Consider the following 14,769-nt stretch of genomic DNA (forward strand, 5'->3'; position numbering starts at 1 on the left):
CAGGAATTCCATGGACTTCTATCAGCAGCTGCAGCGCGCCACCGTCAACGAACGCGCCACCCTGTTTTCGGCACCCTTGATCACGGCCGCGCTGGCAGGCCAGGTGACCCGGCAGCACTACCTCCAGTTTCTCAGTCGCGCCTTCCATCACGTCAAGCATACGGTGCCGCTGCTGATGGCCTGCGGTTCGCGCCTGCCCGACCGCCAGGAATGGCTGCGCAGCGCCGTTGCCCACTACATCGAGGAAGAGCTCGGCCATCACGAATGGATCCTCAACGACATCGCGGCGGCCGGCGGCGATGCCGCTGCCGTGCGGGCCAGCGCGCCCGATTTCGACACCGACGTGATGGTTGCCTATGCCTACGACACGGTGATGCGGCGTAACCCGATCGGCTTTTTCGGCATGGTGTATGTGCTCGAGGGCACCAGCGTCAGCCTCGCTTCGAATGCGGCCCACGTGCTGCAGGATGCCCTCGAACTGCCGCCCAGCGCCTTCAGCTACCTGAGCAGCCATGGCGCACTCGACGTCGAACACATCGGCGATTTCGAGCAACTGGTCAATCGCCTCGACACGCCCGCTGACCGCGAAGCCGTCTTGAGCCACGCCAAGACCTTCTTCCGCCTCTACGGCAATGTGTTTCGCAGCATCGAAATCGAGGAGGTCGCATGAAAATTTCCGGCAGCACTATCCTGATCACCGGCGCCAGCGGCGGCATCGGCGGCGCCATCGCCCGCCAGCTGGCGCAGCGCGGCGCGACACTGATCCTGGTCAACCGCGACGGCGACAAGCTGGCGGCCTTCGCGGCTGAACTCGATGCTGCAGGCGGCAAGCCCATCCCGCTGGCCGGCGACCTTGCCCAGCCCGGCGAGCCGGCGCGTATTGTTCAGGATGCGCTCGCCCAGTCCGGCAGCATCGACATCCTGATCAATTGCGCCGGGGTGCAGAACTTCGGTTTCTTTGCCGAGGAAAGTGCCGCCGACACGGCGACGCTGTTCCAGATCAATACCGTCGCGCCGATCGCGCTGACCAACGCCGTGCTGCCGCACATGCTGAAGGCGGGCAAGGGACAGATCGTCAATCTGGGTTCGATTTTCGGCTCAATCGGCTTTCCCTGTTTCGCCACCTATTCGGCCAGCAAGTTTGCGCTGCGCGGTTTCTCCGAAGCGCTGCGGCGCGAACTGGCGGGAACTGGCGTCGGCGTCACCTACGTCGCCCCGCGCTTCACCAAGACCGCGTTCAACCGTAGCGCAGTCACCCGCATGGCCAATGCCCTGAAGATGAACCAGGACGATCCGGAAAGCGTCGCGGCCAGCGTCATTGCCGCCATCGAGCGCAATGACCGGGAGCGTTACCTCGGCTGGCCCGAGAAGCTGTTCGTACGCATCAATTCCATCCTGCCGCGCCTGGTCGACCCCAGCCTGATCAAGCAGGTCGGCCAGATGCGTCCCTTTGCCACCGAATCCACCCGTTAACCCCCTTACCCGGAGAATCCCATGTTCCGCAAATCCATCGCCACCCTGATCCTATTTGCCAGCCTGAATGCGGCTGGCATGGCCGCGCAGCCCACCCTGGATGACGCCATTGCCGACATCGGCCATCGCTGGGCGAAGGTGTCTTACCAGACCCCGGAGTCCGGCCGCGAAGCCGCCTTCGCCCCGCTAATCGCGCAGGCCCAGCAACTCACCCAAATCTTTCCCGGCAAACCCGAGCCGCTGATCTGGCTGGCCATCGTTCTCGCCAGTGCAGCCAAAGCTGAAGGCGGGCTGGGCGGACTCAGCAAGGCCAAAGACGCACGCGACTGCCTGCTTGCGGCCGAGAAAATCAATCCGGCTGCGCTGGATGGCTCCGTCTACAACTCGCTCGGCAGTCTCTACGCCAAGGTGCCGGGCTGGCCGCTCGGATTTGGCGACAAGAAGAAAGCGAAGGTTTATTTCGAGAAGGCACTCGCCCTCAATCCGAACGGGATCGACCCCCATTACTTCTATGCGGATCTGCTCGCCGACCAGGGTGAGTATGCGAAGGCAGCCGAGCATCTGAAACGTGCCTTGGCCGCCCCTGCCCGCCCCGGGCGCGAAGATGCCGATGCAGGCCGCCGCCGCGAAGCCATGCATGCGCTGGAAACGCTCAAGCAGGAGCATGGCGACCAACTCGTCGGCAAGCAGCCAGCCTGATGATGCCCGCGATGATGAACAATCACACAGACCTGCTTGATTCGCTCTGGTGTCTGATATTCAGCATCAGCAGCATTGGTGGATTGCTGTGGTTCTGGTGGCATTTAAGCATTCAGGGCTAGTCGTCCCTTTTGCTGCGCGGTTATTTTGTGACCCGACAGGGCGTCAGGCGGCCGTCAGGCAAGATGGGTTCTACTCAATGCACGGTGTCGTCCGCGCCGCAGCATTTCTTGAATTTCTTGCCGCTGCCGCATGGGCAGGGGTCATTGCGGCCGGGTTCGGGTTCCTTGCGGATCGGGGCGTGCGGAACGAAGCCGCGGTCGAGCCAGAATTCGCGCAGGTCGTAAGCGCCCCAGATCGCGCTGGCGACGTGTTCGTCGCGGTTGAGCTTGCGTTCCTCGGGCGTCCAGTCGGCTTCCGGGGTGATCAGCGCGTAGAACGGGTCGAGGCAGGCGTCGACGAAGGTTTCGTCCTTGCTGTCTTCGGGTAGCGACCAGTCGTCTTCCCAGTGTTCGACCACGATCAGGAAGCCCGCGGCCCACAATTGTCCGTAGGCGGGCATGTCCTGCCGGACTTCATCGGCTTCCTTTTTGGGCAGTTCGCTCAGCAGGCCTTCCCAGTCCATGATCAGCGGCGCCAGCGCCTTGGGGTCGGCCAGGTTCTCAACCGGGGCAGCCAGCGCACGCTTGATCTCATTCCAGCGGCGGTTGAAGTAGTCCATGAATTGCCGTTGCTCGGCCTCGTCCTTGAACGCGCGGGCGTCCGCTTCGCTCAGCAGCACGGGTAAAAACTCTTCCGGCGGGATCGAACGGGGCGCAACCAGCAGCGCGGTGGCGAAGCCGTCGATGCCTTCGAGCGACAGCGCAATGTCGGCGCGCTCGGCGATGTCGTGTATGAGATCGCTGTAGGCGGCCAGTTCGTTGTCGGTCAAGGCTTTGTTGGAGGTGGAAGTCATAAGCGCTTTCGTGGCGGCGGGGTGGGGACGCATCGCGTAAAATTCGGCCATGAATTTTACCGCGCCCGCCCTGTTTGCATCTGTGTTCCCTGAATCATTTCAGTGGGTTGGCTGGCTGGGGCTGGTGTTTCTGGCATGGCGCTGGCTGATGTCGGGCGACTGGCGGCAACTGGCTGATCCGCAGCGCTTGAATCTGTTTCTCGGCGCCACTGTGGTGGTGCTGGCCTTGTGGCAAATCCGCGCCGGGGTGAAGCCGGGCCTGTCGTTTCATCTGTATGGCATGGCGGCGCTGACGCTGATGTTCGGATTCTGGCGCGCCACCTGCGCGGGCGTGCTGATCCTGTTTGCCAACGCCGTCTTCGGGCGCGGCAGCTGGGAGGCGCTGGGGGTGGATGCCCTGCTGACGGCAGCGCTGCCTGCTGCAGTCAGCTGGGGTATCTTCCGCCTGCTGGACCGTTTCCTGCCGAATCATTTTTTCATCTATGTGCTGGGGAATGGCTTCTTCGGTGCGGCGTTGTCGGTGGTGGCGGTCGGCCTGGCGACAACTGCGCTGATGGCGCTGGGCGGCGCCTATACGCTCGATTACCTGCTCACCCACTACACGCCGTATGCCCTGATGATCAGCTGGGGCGAGGCGTTCACAACCGGCATGATGGTCACGGTGATGGCGGTTTACCGTCCCGACTGGGTCGAAAGCTTTGACGATGCGCGGTATATCCAGAACAAGTAAACCTTTTATCTTCGCGCTGCCGCGCGGATCGTTTTGAATTGTCGAGCCCTGATTTGAATATCCACTACCCCGACCTGCCCGTCAGCGCCCGTCGCGACGACATACTTGCCGCACTGCAACAGAACCGGGTGCTGATCCTGTGCGGCGAAACCGGCTCGGGCAAGACCACGCAGATTCCCAAGATGTGCATGGAAATGGGCGTGCGTCCGGGCAAGCTGATCGGCTGCACCCAGCCGCGCCGCATCGCCGCACGTTCGGTGGCGGCACGCATTGCGCAGGAACTGGGGCCCGAGCTGGGCAGCCGGGTGGGCTACAAGGTGCGCTTTACCGACACCACCCGCCACGACGCGGCGATCAAGGTGATGACCGACGGCATCCTGCTGGCCGAAAGCCAGGGTGATCCGCTGCTGTCGCGCTACGACACGATCATCATCGACGAGGCGCACGAGCGCAGCCTCAATATCGATTTCCTGCTCGGCTATCTGAAAACGCTGGTGGAAAAGCGCAGCGACCTGCGCGTGGTGATCACCTCGGCCACCATCGACGCCGAACGCTTCTCCCAGCATTTCAACAATGCGCCGGTGATCGAGGTGTCGGGGCGCACCTATCCGGTGGAGATGCGCTGGCGGCCGATCGAGCGTGAAGAACCTGCGACGCCGGCCAAAGGCGAGCGCGAGAAAAAAGACAAGGACGCGCCTGACCAGATTGCCGCCATCCTCGACGCCACCGACGAACTGGCGCGCCTCGGTTCCGGCGACATTCTGGTGTTCCTGCCGGGTGAGCGCGAGATCCGCGACACTGCCGAGGCGCTGCGCAAACACCACCCGCCCGGCACCGAAATCCTGCCGCTGTTTTCACGTTTGTCGGTGGCCGAGCAGGACGCTATTTTCAAACCCTCCAATCAGTCGCGGCGCATCGTGCTGGCGACCAACGTGGCGGAAACCTCGCTCACCGTGCCGGGTATCCGCTACGTGATCGATCCCGGCACCGCGCGGGTGAAGCGTTATTCGGCGCGCAACAAGGTCGAGCAACTGCTGATCGAAAAGGTGTCGCAAGCCTCGGCCAACCAGCGCGCCGGACGTTGCGGCCGGGTGGCGGACGGCGTCTGCATTCGTTTATACGACGAGGCCGATTTCGCCAACCGGCCGCGCTTCACCGATCCCGAGCTGCTGCGTTCCTCGCTGGCCGGCGTCATTCTGCGCATGAAGACGCTGGGCCTCGGCGACGTGGTGGGTTTTCCTTTCATCGACCCACCCAGTTCGCGGCTGGTGAGCGACGGCTATCAATTGCTGGCCGAACTGCACGCGCTGGACGAGCAGGGGCGGCTCACCGACATCGGCAAGAAGCTCGGCAAGCTGCCGCTTGACCCGCGCATTGCGCGCATGCTGCTGGCGGCGGAACAGCAGCGTTGCGTCAACGAAGTGCTGATCATCGCCAGCGCGCTGTCGGTGCAGGACCCGCGCGACCGGCCGATGGAACGCGCGCAGGCGGCCGATGAAAAGCACAAGTTGTTCGCCGACGAGCGCTCCGATTTCATGGGCTGGCTCAAGCTGTGGCGCTGGTACGAAGAGCAGGTGCAGCACAAGAAAACCAACCGCCAGCTGCAGACGTTGCTGCAGGATCATTTTCTGTCGCCGCGGCGCATGCGCGAGTGGCGCGACATCCACGGCCAGCTGCATGCGCAGGTCAGCGAGCTGGGTTTGAAGGAGAACGAGAAGGTCGCCGGCTACGACGCGATCCATCAGGCTTTGCTCACCGGTCTGCTCGGCAATATCGGTTTCAAGTCGGATGACATCAAGGCACGCGCCAAGTCAAATGAAGGCGCGGGGCGCGCTAAGCCGGGCGAAGGCAACTACCAGGGTGCGCGTGGTATCAAGCTGGCCATCCATCCCGGCTCGGCACTGGCGAAAAAGGGACCGAAATGGATCATGGCGGCCGAACTCACTGATACGGGTAGGCTGCTGGCGCGCACCGTTGCCGAAGTGCGGCCGGAGTGGATCGAGGCGGCGGGCCGGCATCTGCTGACGCGCATGTTCATCGAGCCGCACTGGGAGAAGGAGGGCGCGCGCGTGGTCGCGTTCGAGCGCGTCAGCCTGTATGGCATCACCCTGGTGGCGCGCCGCAAGATTCACTACGGCAGCATCGATCCGCTGCTGTCGCGCGAACTGTTCATCCGTGGCGCGCTGGTGGCGGGCGATTACGACACGCAGGCGAAATGGCTGACACACAACCGCGCACTGGTTCAGGAGATCGAGGACCTTGAACACAAGGCGCGCAAGTCGGGCGTGTGGCTGGACGAAGAGCGCATCTTCCGCGTGTTCGACGCGCGCATCCCCGCCGACATTCACAACGGCGCGGCGTTTGAGAAATGGCGGCAGCAAGCTGAGGCCGCGAACCCGAAAATCATGTTCCTGCAGCGCGAGGACATTCTGGGCGAAGCCCTGGGCGCGGATCACACCCTGTTCCCCGAAACCATGCTGGTCGACGGCGTCGCGTGCAAACTCAAATACCGCTTCGAGCCGGGCCATCCGCTCGACGGCGTGACGCTGCAGCTGCCGCTGTACCTGCTCAACCGCGTCGAGGCGGCGCAGGCCGACTGGCTGGTGCCCGGCCTGATTCGCGAAAAGCTCACGGCCTTGTTGAAGCTGCTGCCCAAGGACAAGCGCCGCCCGCTGATTCCCTTGCCCGACACGGTGACGGCCTTTCTCGGCGTGGCGAAGTCCGGCGAGCAGGTGCTGACTCAGGCGCTGGCCGCGTATATCCGCAAGAAGACCGGCACCGACATTCATCCCGATGAATGGTCGGGCGAGTTTTCGGCCCATCTGAAAATGAACTTCAGCGTGATCGACGACAGCGGGCAGGAACTCGCCAGCGGGCGCGATCTTGTTGCGCTGCGTCAGCAACTCGGCGGCGCGGCGCGGATAACTTATGGCGGCGGCGCCGAAGACAGCGAATTTGAGCGCACCGGCTTGATGGAGTGGAGTTTCGGCGACCTGCCGGAGCAGGTGAAGTTCAAGCGTGGCGGACGTGAGCTGACCGGCTATCCCGCGCTGGTCGATACCGGCGAGAGCGTCGATCTGCGCCTGCTCGATACGGTCGACGCGGCTGCAAACGAAACCCGGCGTGGCGTGGTGCGGCTGTTGCGCATCGCCCTGGCGGCCCAGTTCAAGCAGCTCGATAAAGACTTGTCGCGCGAAACGGCGCTGGCGCTCAAATTCCGCAGCTTTGGCAGCGCCGAGGCTTTGCGCGAGGCGCTGATCGATGCGATCGCCACCCGCGCCTTGTTGGGCGACGACGACACGCCGCGCAAGCTGAAGGAATTCGACAAGCAGAAAGAGCGCGCCAAGCCCCGGGTTGCGGTGGTCAAACAGGCGCTGTTGCGCGAAGTGGCGGACATTCTCGACCTGCATGCCCAGGTGGCCGCGCGTCTGAATGCCAAGCCTCAGTTCACTGCGGCGATGCGCGATGAAACTGCGCATCTGGCGGCGCTGGTTCCGCCTGATTTCATCACCGTCACCGCCTGGGCGCATCTGCGCGATCTGACGCGTTACCTGCGCGGCATACTCAAACGGCTGGAAAAACTGCCGGCCTCCGAAGTGCGCGATGCGCGCGGCATGGCCAGCGTGCTGACGCTGCAGAACAAGTATCTGGCGCGGCGTGCGCAGGTGAAGGGTGAACTGCCGGCGGCACTGGACGACTTCCGCTGGCAACTGGAAGAGTTGCGGATATCGCTGTTTGCGCAGGAACTGAAAACCCCGTACCCGGTGTCGGCCAAGCGCCTCGACAAACTGTGGGACGAGCTTGCCAGGCAGCCGCTGCATTGAGTAGGGTTCACCCCATGAGCGAACGCATCCTCAATCTGCCGAATGCCATTTCGATACTGCGGCTGGCAGCCGTGCCGCTGGTGGCATGGTTGATTCTGCAGCAACGCTGGGAGCCGGCCTGCTGGCTGTTTCTGGCCGCGGCCGTATCGGACGGCATCGACGGCCTGCTGGCGCGCTGGCTCAATCAGATGACGCAGCTGGGCGCCGCGCTCGACAGTGTCGCCGACAAGGCGCTGGGCGTAGTGGCTCTGGTGTTGCTGACGCAGGCGGGTGCGATACCGCTGTGGGTGACGCTGGCGATCCTGTTGCGCGACAGCATCATCGTGCTGGGGGCGTTGAGTTATCGCGGGATGGCGGGACATCTGGAAATCCATCCCACCTGGCTAGGCAAGACGCATGTGTTTGCAGAGTTTGTGCTGCTGGTACTGGTGCTCGCCGATCTGGCGCGCGTACTCGACATCGATGCCTGGTTGAATCCCTTGTTCGTCGGCGTGTTCATCATTGCCGTGGTATCGGGCGTGCAATACGTCTGGATATGGGGGGCCAAGGCACGTCGCGAACGTGCAGGGGAAAGCTGAAACCTTACTGAGTCGCGCGCTGCAGCGTGCGCAGGGTATGCGCCACTTCCTGCACATGCAGAGCCGGATCGACCTTGTCGAAGCGCGCAGCGATGCGGCCGTCCGGCCCGATGATGAAAGTGCGGCGGCGGGCGAATTTCACCAGACCAAGATTCAGCAGGCTGTCGTAATCCGCCGCCGTGCGCCCGTCCGGATCGGACAGCAGCGGAAACGGCAACTGATATTTGCGGGCAAAGGCAGCGTGCGAACGGGTGTCGTCCACGCTGACCCCCAGCACCGTCGCGCCCAGATCGCCCAGCACCCCGATGTCATCGCGAAAGCGGCACGCCTCCTGCGTGCAGCCTGGCGTGTCGTCCTTGGGATAGAAATACAGCACGAGCCAGCGTCCGGCGTAATCGCCGAGACGATGCATTTTTCCATGTTGATCCGTCAGGCTGAAATCCGGCGCCATGCTGCCTTCCACACGCTGCGTGCCCGGCCGCAGCATCCACAGCACCACGCTCGCCAACACCAGCAATGCAGCCAGTCCACCCAATATCAGTTTGGTCATGTGCTCTCCCAAGACGCGCCAATTTAACCCAGGTTGATCGCGGATTCAGCGTCGTTCGGTAATCCGTGCAGGATTCGGTAGAATCGCGCCACGCCTCGGTAGCTCAGTGGATAGAGCGACCCCCTCCTAAGGGGTAGGTCGGACGTTCGATTCGTCTTCGGGGCACCAGTAAAAACAAGAGCTACAAGGATTGCTCTTCTGGATGGCGAATCTAAAAAATCGCGCGCTCTGTTGCCGCTGCGAGTCCTTTGAGGTTGAGTTCTGGCACATCAAAAGACGGTTGCAACCGTCCTTTTGCATCATCTGGCGGAGGCGATTTAGCTAGAGGCTGGGATGATCAATCGCTCCATACTAGTCCTCAAAATTTCTTTCCTTTAACTCTTCGCAAGCACCATCAAGTCCGGGGAACAGCGAACCCGCAGTAATGCCCATGTAGCTCAATTCTTGTATCACTGCCCGTCGCTCAGACACTGGTAGATCGATGGCCCAAAGATACGATCGACCGGTGTTTTCGTGATGGAATTGGATGTAACTTTCTATGTCATCAATATTCGTCACCGTAGAGGCGGCTTGTTGTGGAATCATCCGTTCGTTTTCGATTGCTAGGAATTCCCCAATACTTAAATGTGGTGCGAAATGAAGCAGTTGCCGCATTTGCGGTAAATCGGCCTTCCACTGCGCTTGGTCAAAGACGTGAATTCTCACTTTATCGGTTGGCAACGCTTTAGCCGCTTCCTGATTAGTAATTCCCCGATACGCAAAATACGCAGCAACGTATGGCGAATATGTCCAGTCCAATAATGGCGTCGGGTATCCGTGGTGCTGTACCAGATTGTAGAACGCCCCGTTCTCGTTCGGATTTTCTAAGTTAAATACATGCCGCGTCCTTGCACTTAGGTGCTTGTGGAGGACCTGAATATCCTCGTTAAGGTAGCGGTGCAAATTTGCTCTAGAAGTGCGGTGAAATGACGTGCGAAGCCGCCATGGTTTGCTCTGGCCTCTGAATAGGTAACGATTCCCCTCCAGCGCTAGCACATGTTTTTTATAGGCGGCCCAATCGCTTACCTCTGGGTGGGGTTGAAGCTCTGAGTGGTCGCCCGCTCTGGAGCAAGGTAATTCGCAATAGCCATGGGTATCAATATTCGTTTTCCAAGTCATCTTCAGAACGGTCTCGGTCCATTCACATGCCACATCAGCGTACTGTGGAATGGCAATGTCCTTGCCAAAGAACTGCTTCACGTTATCCCAGGAATCTGTTGTTCCGGTATGGGGGTTGATTGGCAAAATCTGGCTGGTGCGGAAAGAAATTTCCTGGTGCTTGCTGGGCGTTGTAAAGAAAGCGGCAAGATTGGGAAGGTGATCACTCTTGTCGTTAACGAAAGCCATTCCCTCGAATGCCGCTTGCCGCTCATCAATATTGACAAGGATGTATCCTTCGTTGGCGCCGGTGTACCGGCCAATCCATTGACCCTTCATGCTCGTGTCCTATCCCTTTCTGGGCTATCGCGTTTCACAAATCCTATCAGCATGATGACGAATCCTTAAGGGATAAGACTATGGATAAAGTTGGGTGATCCCAGTCAGCGGAGAAACAGTACTCCGTCAGGGCAGATACCCCGTTGCCGTCATATACATAAAAACGGACCCGGCGAACCGAGGACCACAAAAACCAAAAATCTAGGGTCAGGGCTAGCCAAGTAGCATAACGACGATAATGGGCCAAGGCGCAAAGAGACAAATCGGGACAGGTTTTTGTGGGCGGCCACGGCCTTGCTGGGCAGCGCGGCCTACGGGCGCAACAAAACACATCGGTCGTGTGTATCGCCGTGTGATTGAATGCTGATTGTTTGAATTTGTCACGATCCTGAAAGGATGGTGGCGTCCCCACGGGGATTCGAACCCCGGTACCTACCGTGAAAGGGTAGTGTCCTAGGCCTCTAGACGATGGGGACCTGGACGACGGCATGAACCGTCTAAATTACTGCTCCGACTTGCGTCGTTACTTCTTGTTTGAAAGCTGCGTCAAGGTGACGCCGAGCAACAAACCGACGAAACCCAATGGTACCAGTCCCAGCCAAACTTCGGCCAGTTCAACTCCATTCAGCATCTTCCAGAAGCCAACGATCAACCCGACCACACTCAGAATCAACGCCAGCAACGTGGTGATGACGCCCAGTTTGTGCATCGGACTTCCTGTTAGTTGGTGGAGGTAAGCGGGATCGAACCGCTGACCTCTTGCATGCCATGCAAGCGCTCTCCCAGCTGAGCTATACCCCCAACGAAGCCGCGCATTCTATAGACGCCGCGCGCGCTTGTAAAGCATTCGCCCGAACTTAATCGGGAAAAAGTTTGCCGGGATTGAGCAGGCCGAGCGGATCGAACTGCTGTTTGATGGCGCGCATGACGCCGAGCGTGGCGGGATCGATTTCCTGGGGGATGAAGCGGCGCTTTTCGGTGCCGATGCCATGTTCGCCCGAGAGGGTGCCGCCCAGTTCCAGTACACGCTGAATGATGGCGTCGAGCGCATGGTGGGCGCGCGTCATTTCTTCGCTGTCGTCCGGGTGCACCATGAGATTGATGTGCAGGTTGCCGTTTCCGGCATGGCCGAACGAGACCACGGGCAGGCGATACGTGCTGGCTGTGTGGTCGATGAAGTCGACAAATCCGGCCAGCAACGAAACCGGCACCACCACGTCTTCATTGATTTTGAGCGGTGCGATGCGCTTGACGGCATGCGACAGCGATTTGCGTGCTGTCCACAGTTCGGCGATTTCATCGCGCTTGAAACCGCTGCGCAGTTCGAGCAGGCCGTCGCCCGCGAGCGCGTGTTGCAGTGCGGCAATCTGGCGCGGCAAGTCCTGCGTTGCGCCATCGGCCTCGACCATCAACAAGGCACGGGTGCCGGACGGCAGGTCGTCTGCCGTACCGGTGGGGCGGATGGCGTCAATGGCGCGATGGTCCATGAATTCGAGCGCGCAGGGTACGACCGGCTGGCGCATGATGCGGCTGACCGCGGCGAGCGCAGCATGGTTGCTGGCATAACACACGCGCAGGGTGGCGACGGCTTCGGGTGCGGGCAGCAGTTTCAGCGTTGCTTCCGTGATGAGCGCAAGCGTGCCTTCCGAACCGATCAGCAGGCGGGTGAGGTCGTAGCCGGTGACGCCTTTGGTGGTGCGGCAACCGGTGCGAATGGTTTCTCCGCTGCCGGTGACGGCACGCAGCCCGAGGACGTGATCACGGGTGACACCATATTTGACCGCGTGCGGCCCGGCGGCATTCATCGCGAGATTGCCGCCTAACCGGCAATAGGCGCTGCTGCCGGGGTCCGGCGGGTAAAACAGGCCTGCGCTGCGTGCGATGCGATTGATTTCATCGGTGACGATGCCTGCTTCGACGACGATGAGCCGGTTGTCCTGATCGAACTCAAGCACGCGTTGCATGCATTCGAAGCTGACGACAACGCTGCCTGCTGCGGGCAGTGCGCCACCGACGTTGCCGGAGCCCGCGCCGCGCGGCGTGAGGGCAATACGATGCCGGAAAGCAATTTGCGTCAGTGCGGCGACATCGTCGTGCGAAGCCGGAAACAGGACGGCTTCGGGCACGATCTGGCGCGGGGTTTCGTCGTGGCTGTAGAGCGCGCGCGTGGCTGCATCGTCGAGGGCGCGGTCGGCGCCCAGGACGGAGCGGAATTCGGCTAGCGCGCGTTCGGGCAGCATGGCGAAACAGGGTTCAGCTGGTGTGCTCGGGCGGCAGTTGCGCAATCAGCTGGGCGATCATGTTGGCATCAAAGTCCATGCCGATATCCCAGCCGGGATTGAGCGCAATCGGCACGCCGCCGCCGATGCGGCGCAGCAGCCAGGAAAATTCGGTGAGGATGCCGCCCGCAAATTCCGGGTAATGCTCGACAAAGGGCTTGGCGCGCTCGGGGCTGGTAAATACCGCCAGCACGCGTTCGCCGTCTTCGTCTTCGATGACCAGCAGATCGGCCTGGGTCGAGCGCTGGAAGCCCTGAATCGGGTTCTTTTCGTCGCGCACCGGCATGAAGAGTTGCTGGTCGATCAGTTGCAGGACGAAGGCTTCGGGATCGAGCGAGCCGGCATGGACCGCAGCCAGCTGTTCTTCGAGTGTGTTGTGGGGAATGAAATTCATGGGAGGCAGGCTTTCGCACGAGGGTGGAAGCAGTTTAACCGATGGCCGCCGCGCAATGCGCGTCGTACCACGGGTGCTCAGGTATTCCAGCGTTCAGGGTGTGCCCAGTAACGGGCGTTGAGCCAGTCCGGCACGGTTTTATAGGTGTCCAGGTCGTAGTGAAAAACGCGGGTGGCGTCGGCCGGGTCGGTTGCGGACAGCATGAAGCCGAGCGCCCGGAAGGCGGCTGCATCGAGGGCGCAATCCGGTTGGGCGGCAAGCAGGATACGCGGCGCGACATACAGGCGGGTGTGGTTGATCAGGCGGTGGGCTTGCGGTGCGTTCAAATGGCTGAGGACGTCGATTCCCAATGCCAGCGTACAGAGGGTGTTCGGCGGGTTGTCGGGTCGGGATACCGGTGTGGCGGGCAAGATGGCCTGAGCCATCCGATACGCCGCCTCGTCCAGTGCGCATACGCTCTCGGGGCGTTGCTCCAGCAAGTGGCGCTGAATCTGGTCGCGCCAAGGCATGGTCAGGTCTTCCTGGGCACGCGTACGAGGCGGGTGCCGACGATGCGGTCGTGAAAAAACTGCCGGTCGCGATCAAACAATGCCCACCAGAACCCCGCGCCTGCAAGCAGCAGTCCCAGCAGAGCGAGCGAGAAGCGCAGTGCGGCCTGTTTCAGCGTGACAGGCTGGCCATCGGGATTCACCAGGCGGATGCGCCATGTCTTCATCGCCAGTGTCTGGCCGCTGCGTAGCCAGAATGCGCTGAAGTAGGCAAACAGCACGCCGACCAGATAAAGCTGGAAAACATGGTGCAGCCAGCCGGTCTGCGCATTGCCTACCAGATAAAGAAATGGCAGCGCAGCGACAAATATGACTGCGGTCACCAGCAGCAATTCGTAAACCATGACGGCGATTCGAATTGGCAGCGGGGCGGAAACGGAGGCTATTGCGTTGTCTTGCATGGTGGCTCTATATTGCAGCTTGGCGCGACAAATTGCCACAACGTGCTGAAGCGAGATCCAGCCGTAAGAAAACATAACTTGGAGAAGGCTCGATGAATATCGTAAAGCAACTCATGGCTATTCCTGGTGTGATTGCCGCAGGCGAGTTTGCCTTTCGCGGTGACCGTTTTTCGTACGAGGGTGCGCTGACTGACGAGTTTGCCCGGATGGCGTCGATTCTGTGTCGTGCAAATACCCTGGCGATCAATATGCAAACCGAAATCGTCGACTCGTTCGCCGAGGGCTGCGGTTGCCGGCCGGTGCAGGGCTGGATTGCGCACGGCAATCTGGTCACTATCTGCGTAGTCGGCAATTATTTTGCCTTTATCGAAAACCGTGACGAGTTGCTGAATGACGTCATGACCATCATGCGCGCCAAGGTGGGGGATATACGGGATGACCTGCTGGCCAACCTGTATTCCAAAATCGGGGGCGACACCCGGGAAGCGCTGTACTGAAATCTATACCAAAGGAGACACAGGGATGAATCTGGACAAAATGATGGACTTGCCGGGCGCGATGGCGGCGTTTACGTATTCCGACAAGGGAGACCTGCAAGCGCACGTGCTGCGCGAAGGAACCGAGCTCACGCCGCAGGTGCTGGACCTGCTGGCGCATTCCTGCGTGGCCAATCTGGCCATTGCCAACATGGAAGCGCGTGGCTGGGAAGCGGTGACGGGGCAGGGCGGGTTCCAGCCGCTCAAGGGTTTCTCGGTCGTGGGTCTGGAGTGGTCGGTAGTGGTCAATGGCAATTGCGGCGTCGTCGTCCGCAATCGCGATGCCGACTATGAGGCTGCGTTCAAAGCCTTGCAGGCTGCCTGAG

Annotated in this window: 16 protein-coding genes and 3 tRNA genes; 9 read left to right on the plus strand and 10 right to left on the minus strand. The window is 61.0% G+C overall.

Annotated elements, in window-relative coordinates:
- The first annotated feature begins 10 nt into the window (after positions 1-10).
- The 3 genes from IV098_RS07715 to IV098_RS07725 are packed head-to-tail and all read left to right on the plus strand — an operon-like array spanning position 11 to position 2,172.
- Positions 11-670 (plus strand): iron-containing redox enzyme family protein, encoded by a 660-nt coding sequence (locus tag IV098_RS07715; protein ID WP_296887752.1) that lies wholly within the window; start codon positions 11-13, stop codon positions 668-670.
- Complete coding sequence (locus IV098_RS07720) at positions 667-1,473, plus strand: SDR family oxidoreductase (protein ID WP_296887755.1); 807 nt, start codon at positions 667-669, stop codon at positions 1,471-1,473. Before IV098_RS07715 ends, IV098_RS07720 begins: the two co-directional genes overlap by 4 nt.
- A gap of 21 nt (positions 1,474-1,494) precedes the next feature.
- Entirely contained in the window at positions 1,495-2,172 is a 678-nt protein-coding gene (locus IV098_RS07725; RefSeq protein WP_296887758.1) for a tetratricopeptide repeat protein, read from the plus strand.
- Positions 2,173-2,368: 196 nt separating this feature from the next.
- On the opposite strand, the gene IV098_RS07730 is transcribed toward IV098_RS07725, so the two are convergent.
- Entirely contained in the window at positions 2,369-3,127 is a 759-nt protein-coding gene (locus tag IV098_RS07730; RefSeq protein WP_296887761.1) for a UPF0149 family protein, read from the minus strand.
- A 49-nt stretch (positions 3,128-3,176) separates the two neighbouring features.
- Between IV098_RS07730 and IV098_RS07735 the strand changes: the two genes are divergently transcribed.
- Genes IV098_RS07735 through IV098_RS07745 form a run of 3 tightly spaced genes read left to right on the plus strand, consistent with a single transcriptional unit; the run spans position 3,177 to position 8,259 of the window.
- On the plus strand, positions 3,177-3,857 hold the full coding sequence (locus tag IV098_RS07735; RefSeq protein ID WP_296887763.1) for an energy-coupling factor ABC transporter permease: 681 nt from the start codon (positions 3,177-3,179) through the stop codon (positions 3,855-3,857).
- 53 nt (positions 3,858-3,910) lie between these two features.
- Positions 3,911-7,681 (plus strand): ATP-dependent RNA helicase HrpA, encoded by a 3,771-nt coding sequence (gene hrpA, locus IV098_RS07740; protein ID WP_296887765.1) that lies wholly within the window; start codon positions 3,911-3,913, stop codon positions 7,679-7,681.
- A 14-nt stretch (positions 7,682-7,695) separates the two neighbouring features.
- The gene (locus IV098_RS07745) at positions 7,696-8,259 is read left to right on the plus strand and encodes a CDP-alcohol phosphatidyltransferase family protein (RefSeq protein WP_296887767.1); all 564 of its coding nucleotides are present in this window, start codon (positions 7,696-7,698) and stop codon (positions 8,257-8,259) included.
- A gap of 4 nt (positions 8,260-8,263) precedes the next feature.
- On the opposite strand, the gene IV098_RS07750 is transcribed toward IV098_RS07745, so the two are convergent.
- Positions 8,264-8,809, minus strand: a complete 546-nt coding sequence (locus tag IV098_RS07750; RefSeq protein ID WP_296887769.1) for a peroxiredoxin — start codon at positions 8,807-8,809, stop codon at positions 8,264-8,266.
- 92 nt (positions 8,810-8,901) lie between these two features.
- Here IV098_RS07750 and IV098_RS07755 point away from each other — a divergent pair.
- Positions 8,902-8,977, plus strand: a tRNA-Arg gene (locus IV098_RS07755).
- 183 nt (positions 8,978-9,160) lie between these two features.
- Here the strand turns inward: IV098_RS07755 and IV098_RS07760 are convergent.
- The 8 genes from IV098_RS07760 to IV098_RS07795 form a co-directional block, all read right to left on the minus strand.
- Entirely contained in the window at positions 9,161-10,285 is a 1,125-nt protein-coding gene (locus IV098_RS07760; RefSeq protein ID WP_296887771.1) for an FRG domain-containing protein, read from the minus strand.
- Between the two features lie 400 nt (positions 10,286-10,685).
- Positions 10,686-10,761: transfer RNA gene (locus tag IV098_RS07765), tRNA-Glu, on the minus strand.
- A 47-nt stretch (positions 10,762-10,808) separates the two neighbouring features.
- Positions 10,809-10,994, minus strand: coding sequence for a hypothetical protein (locus IV098_RS07770; RefSeq protein ID WP_296887774.1), 186 nt, complete (start codon positions 10,992-10,994; stop codon positions 10,809-10,811).
- A 16-nt stretch (positions 10,995-11,010) separates the two neighbouring features.
- A tRNA-Ala gene (locus IV098_RS07775) sits at positions 11,011-11,086 on the minus strand.
- Between the two features lie 56 nt (positions 11,087-11,142).
- Entirely contained in the window at positions 11,143-12,525 is a 1,383-nt protein-coding gene (locus IV098_RS07780; RefSeq protein WP_296887776.1) for an FAD-linked oxidase C-terminal domain-containing protein, read from the minus strand.
- Positions 12,526-12,538: 13 nt separating this feature from the next.
- A complete protein-coding gene (locus IV098_RS07785) occupies positions 12,539-12,958 on the minus strand; it encodes an SseB family protein (protein ID WP_296887778.1) in 420 nt (139 codons plus the stop codon).
- Positions 12,959-13,035: 77 nt separating this feature from the next.
- A complete protein-coding gene (locus IV098_RS07790) occupies positions 13,036-13,467 on the minus strand; it encodes a DUF6231 family protein (RefSeq protein ID WP_296887780.1) in 432 nt (143 codons plus the stop codon).
- Positions 13,468-13,469: 2 nt separating this feature from the next.
- Positions 13,470-13,907 (minus strand): RDD family protein, encoded by a 438-nt coding sequence (locus IV098_RS07795; protein WP_296887782.1) that lies wholly within the window; start codon positions 13,905-13,907, stop codon positions 13,470-13,472.
- A 92-nt stretch (positions 13,908-13,999) separates the two neighbouring features.
- Here IV098_RS07795 and IV098_RS07800 point away from each other — a divergent pair, with 92 nt between their 5' ends.
- Together IV098_RS07800 and IV098_RS07805 are read left to right on the plus strand one after the other, a co-directional pair.
- Entirely contained in the window at positions 14,000-14,404 is a 405-nt protein-coding gene (locus IV098_RS07800; protein ID WP_296887784.1) for a DUF2173 family protein, read from the plus strand.
- Between the two features lie 25 nt (positions 14,405-14,429).
- Complete coding sequence (locus IV098_RS07805) at positions 14,430-14,768, plus strand: DUF2173 family protein (protein ID WP_296887786.1); 339 nt, start codon at positions 14,430-14,432, stop codon at positions 14,766-14,768.
- Position 14,769 lies beyond the last annotated feature (1 nt).

Source organism: Thiobacillus sp. (assembly GCF_018780105.1).
In the GTDB taxonomy this organism is placed as follows: Bacteria; Pseudomonadota; Gammaproteobacteria; order Burkholderiales; family Thiobacillaceae; genus Thiobacillus.

Excerpts from the sequence above, each read along its gene's own strand:
- IV098_RS07780 (WP_296887776.1), bottom strand. The coding sequence starts at position 12,525 with ATGCTGCCCGAACGCGCGCTAGCCGAATTCCGCTCCGTCCTGGGCGCC.
- IV098_RS07715 (WP_296887752.1), top strand. The coding sequence starts at position 11 with ATGGACTTCTATCAGCAGCTGCAGCGCGCCACCGTCAACGAACGCGCC.
- IV098_RS07770 (WP_296887774.1), bottom strand. The coding sequence starts at position 10,994 with ATGCACAAACTGGGCGTCATCACCACGTTGCTGGCGTTGATTCTGAGT.
- IV098_RS07790 (WP_296887780.1), bottom strand. The coding sequence starts at position 13,467 with ATGCCTTGGCGCGACCAGATTCAGCGCCACTTGCTGGAGCAACGCCCC.
- IV098_RS07805 (WP_296887786.1), top strand. The coding sequence starts at position 14,430 with ATGAATCTGGACAAAATGATGGACTTGCCGGGCGCGATGGCGGCGTTT.
- IV098_RS07785 (WP_296887778.1), bottom strand. The coding sequence starts at position 12,958 with ATGAATTTCATTCCCCACAACACACTCGAAGAACAGCTGGCTGCGGTC.
- IV098_RS07725 (WP_296887758.1), top strand. The coding sequence starts at position 1,495 with ATGTTCCGCAAATCCATCGCCACCCTGATCCTATTTGCCAGCCTGAAT.
- IV098_RS07720 (WP_296887755.1), top strand. The coding sequence starts at position 667 with ATGAAAATTTCCGGCAGCACTATCCTGATCACCGGCGCCAGCGGCGGC.
- IV098_RS07730 (WP_296887761.1), bottom strand. The coding sequence starts at position 3,127 with ATGACTTCCACCTCCAACAAAGCCTTGACCGACAACGAACTGGCCGCC.
- IV098_RS07760 (WP_296887771.1), bottom strand. The coding sequence starts at position 10,285 with ATGAAGGGTCAATGGATTGGCCGGTACACCGGCGCCAACGAAGGATAC.
- IV098_RS07750 (WP_296887769.1), bottom strand. The coding sequence starts at position 8,809 with ATGACCAAACTGATATTGGGTGGACTGGCTGCATTGCTGGTGTTGGCG.
- IV098_RS07745 (WP_296887767.1), top strand. The coding sequence starts at position 7,696 with ATGAGCGAACGCATCCTCAATCTGCCGAATGCCATTTCGATACTGCGG.
- IV098_RS07800 (WP_296887784.1), top strand. The coding sequence starts at position 14,000 with ATGAATATCGTAAAGCAACTCATGGCTATTCCTGGTGTGATTGCCGCA.
- IV098_RS07795 (WP_296887782.1), bottom strand. The coding sequence starts at position 13,907 with ATGCAAGACAACGCAATAGCCTCCGTTTCCGCCCCGCTGCCAATTCGA.
- IV098_RS07735 (WP_296887763.1), top strand. The coding sequence starts at position 3,177 with ATGAATTTTACCGCGCCCGCCCTGTTTGCATCTGTGTTCCCTGAATCA.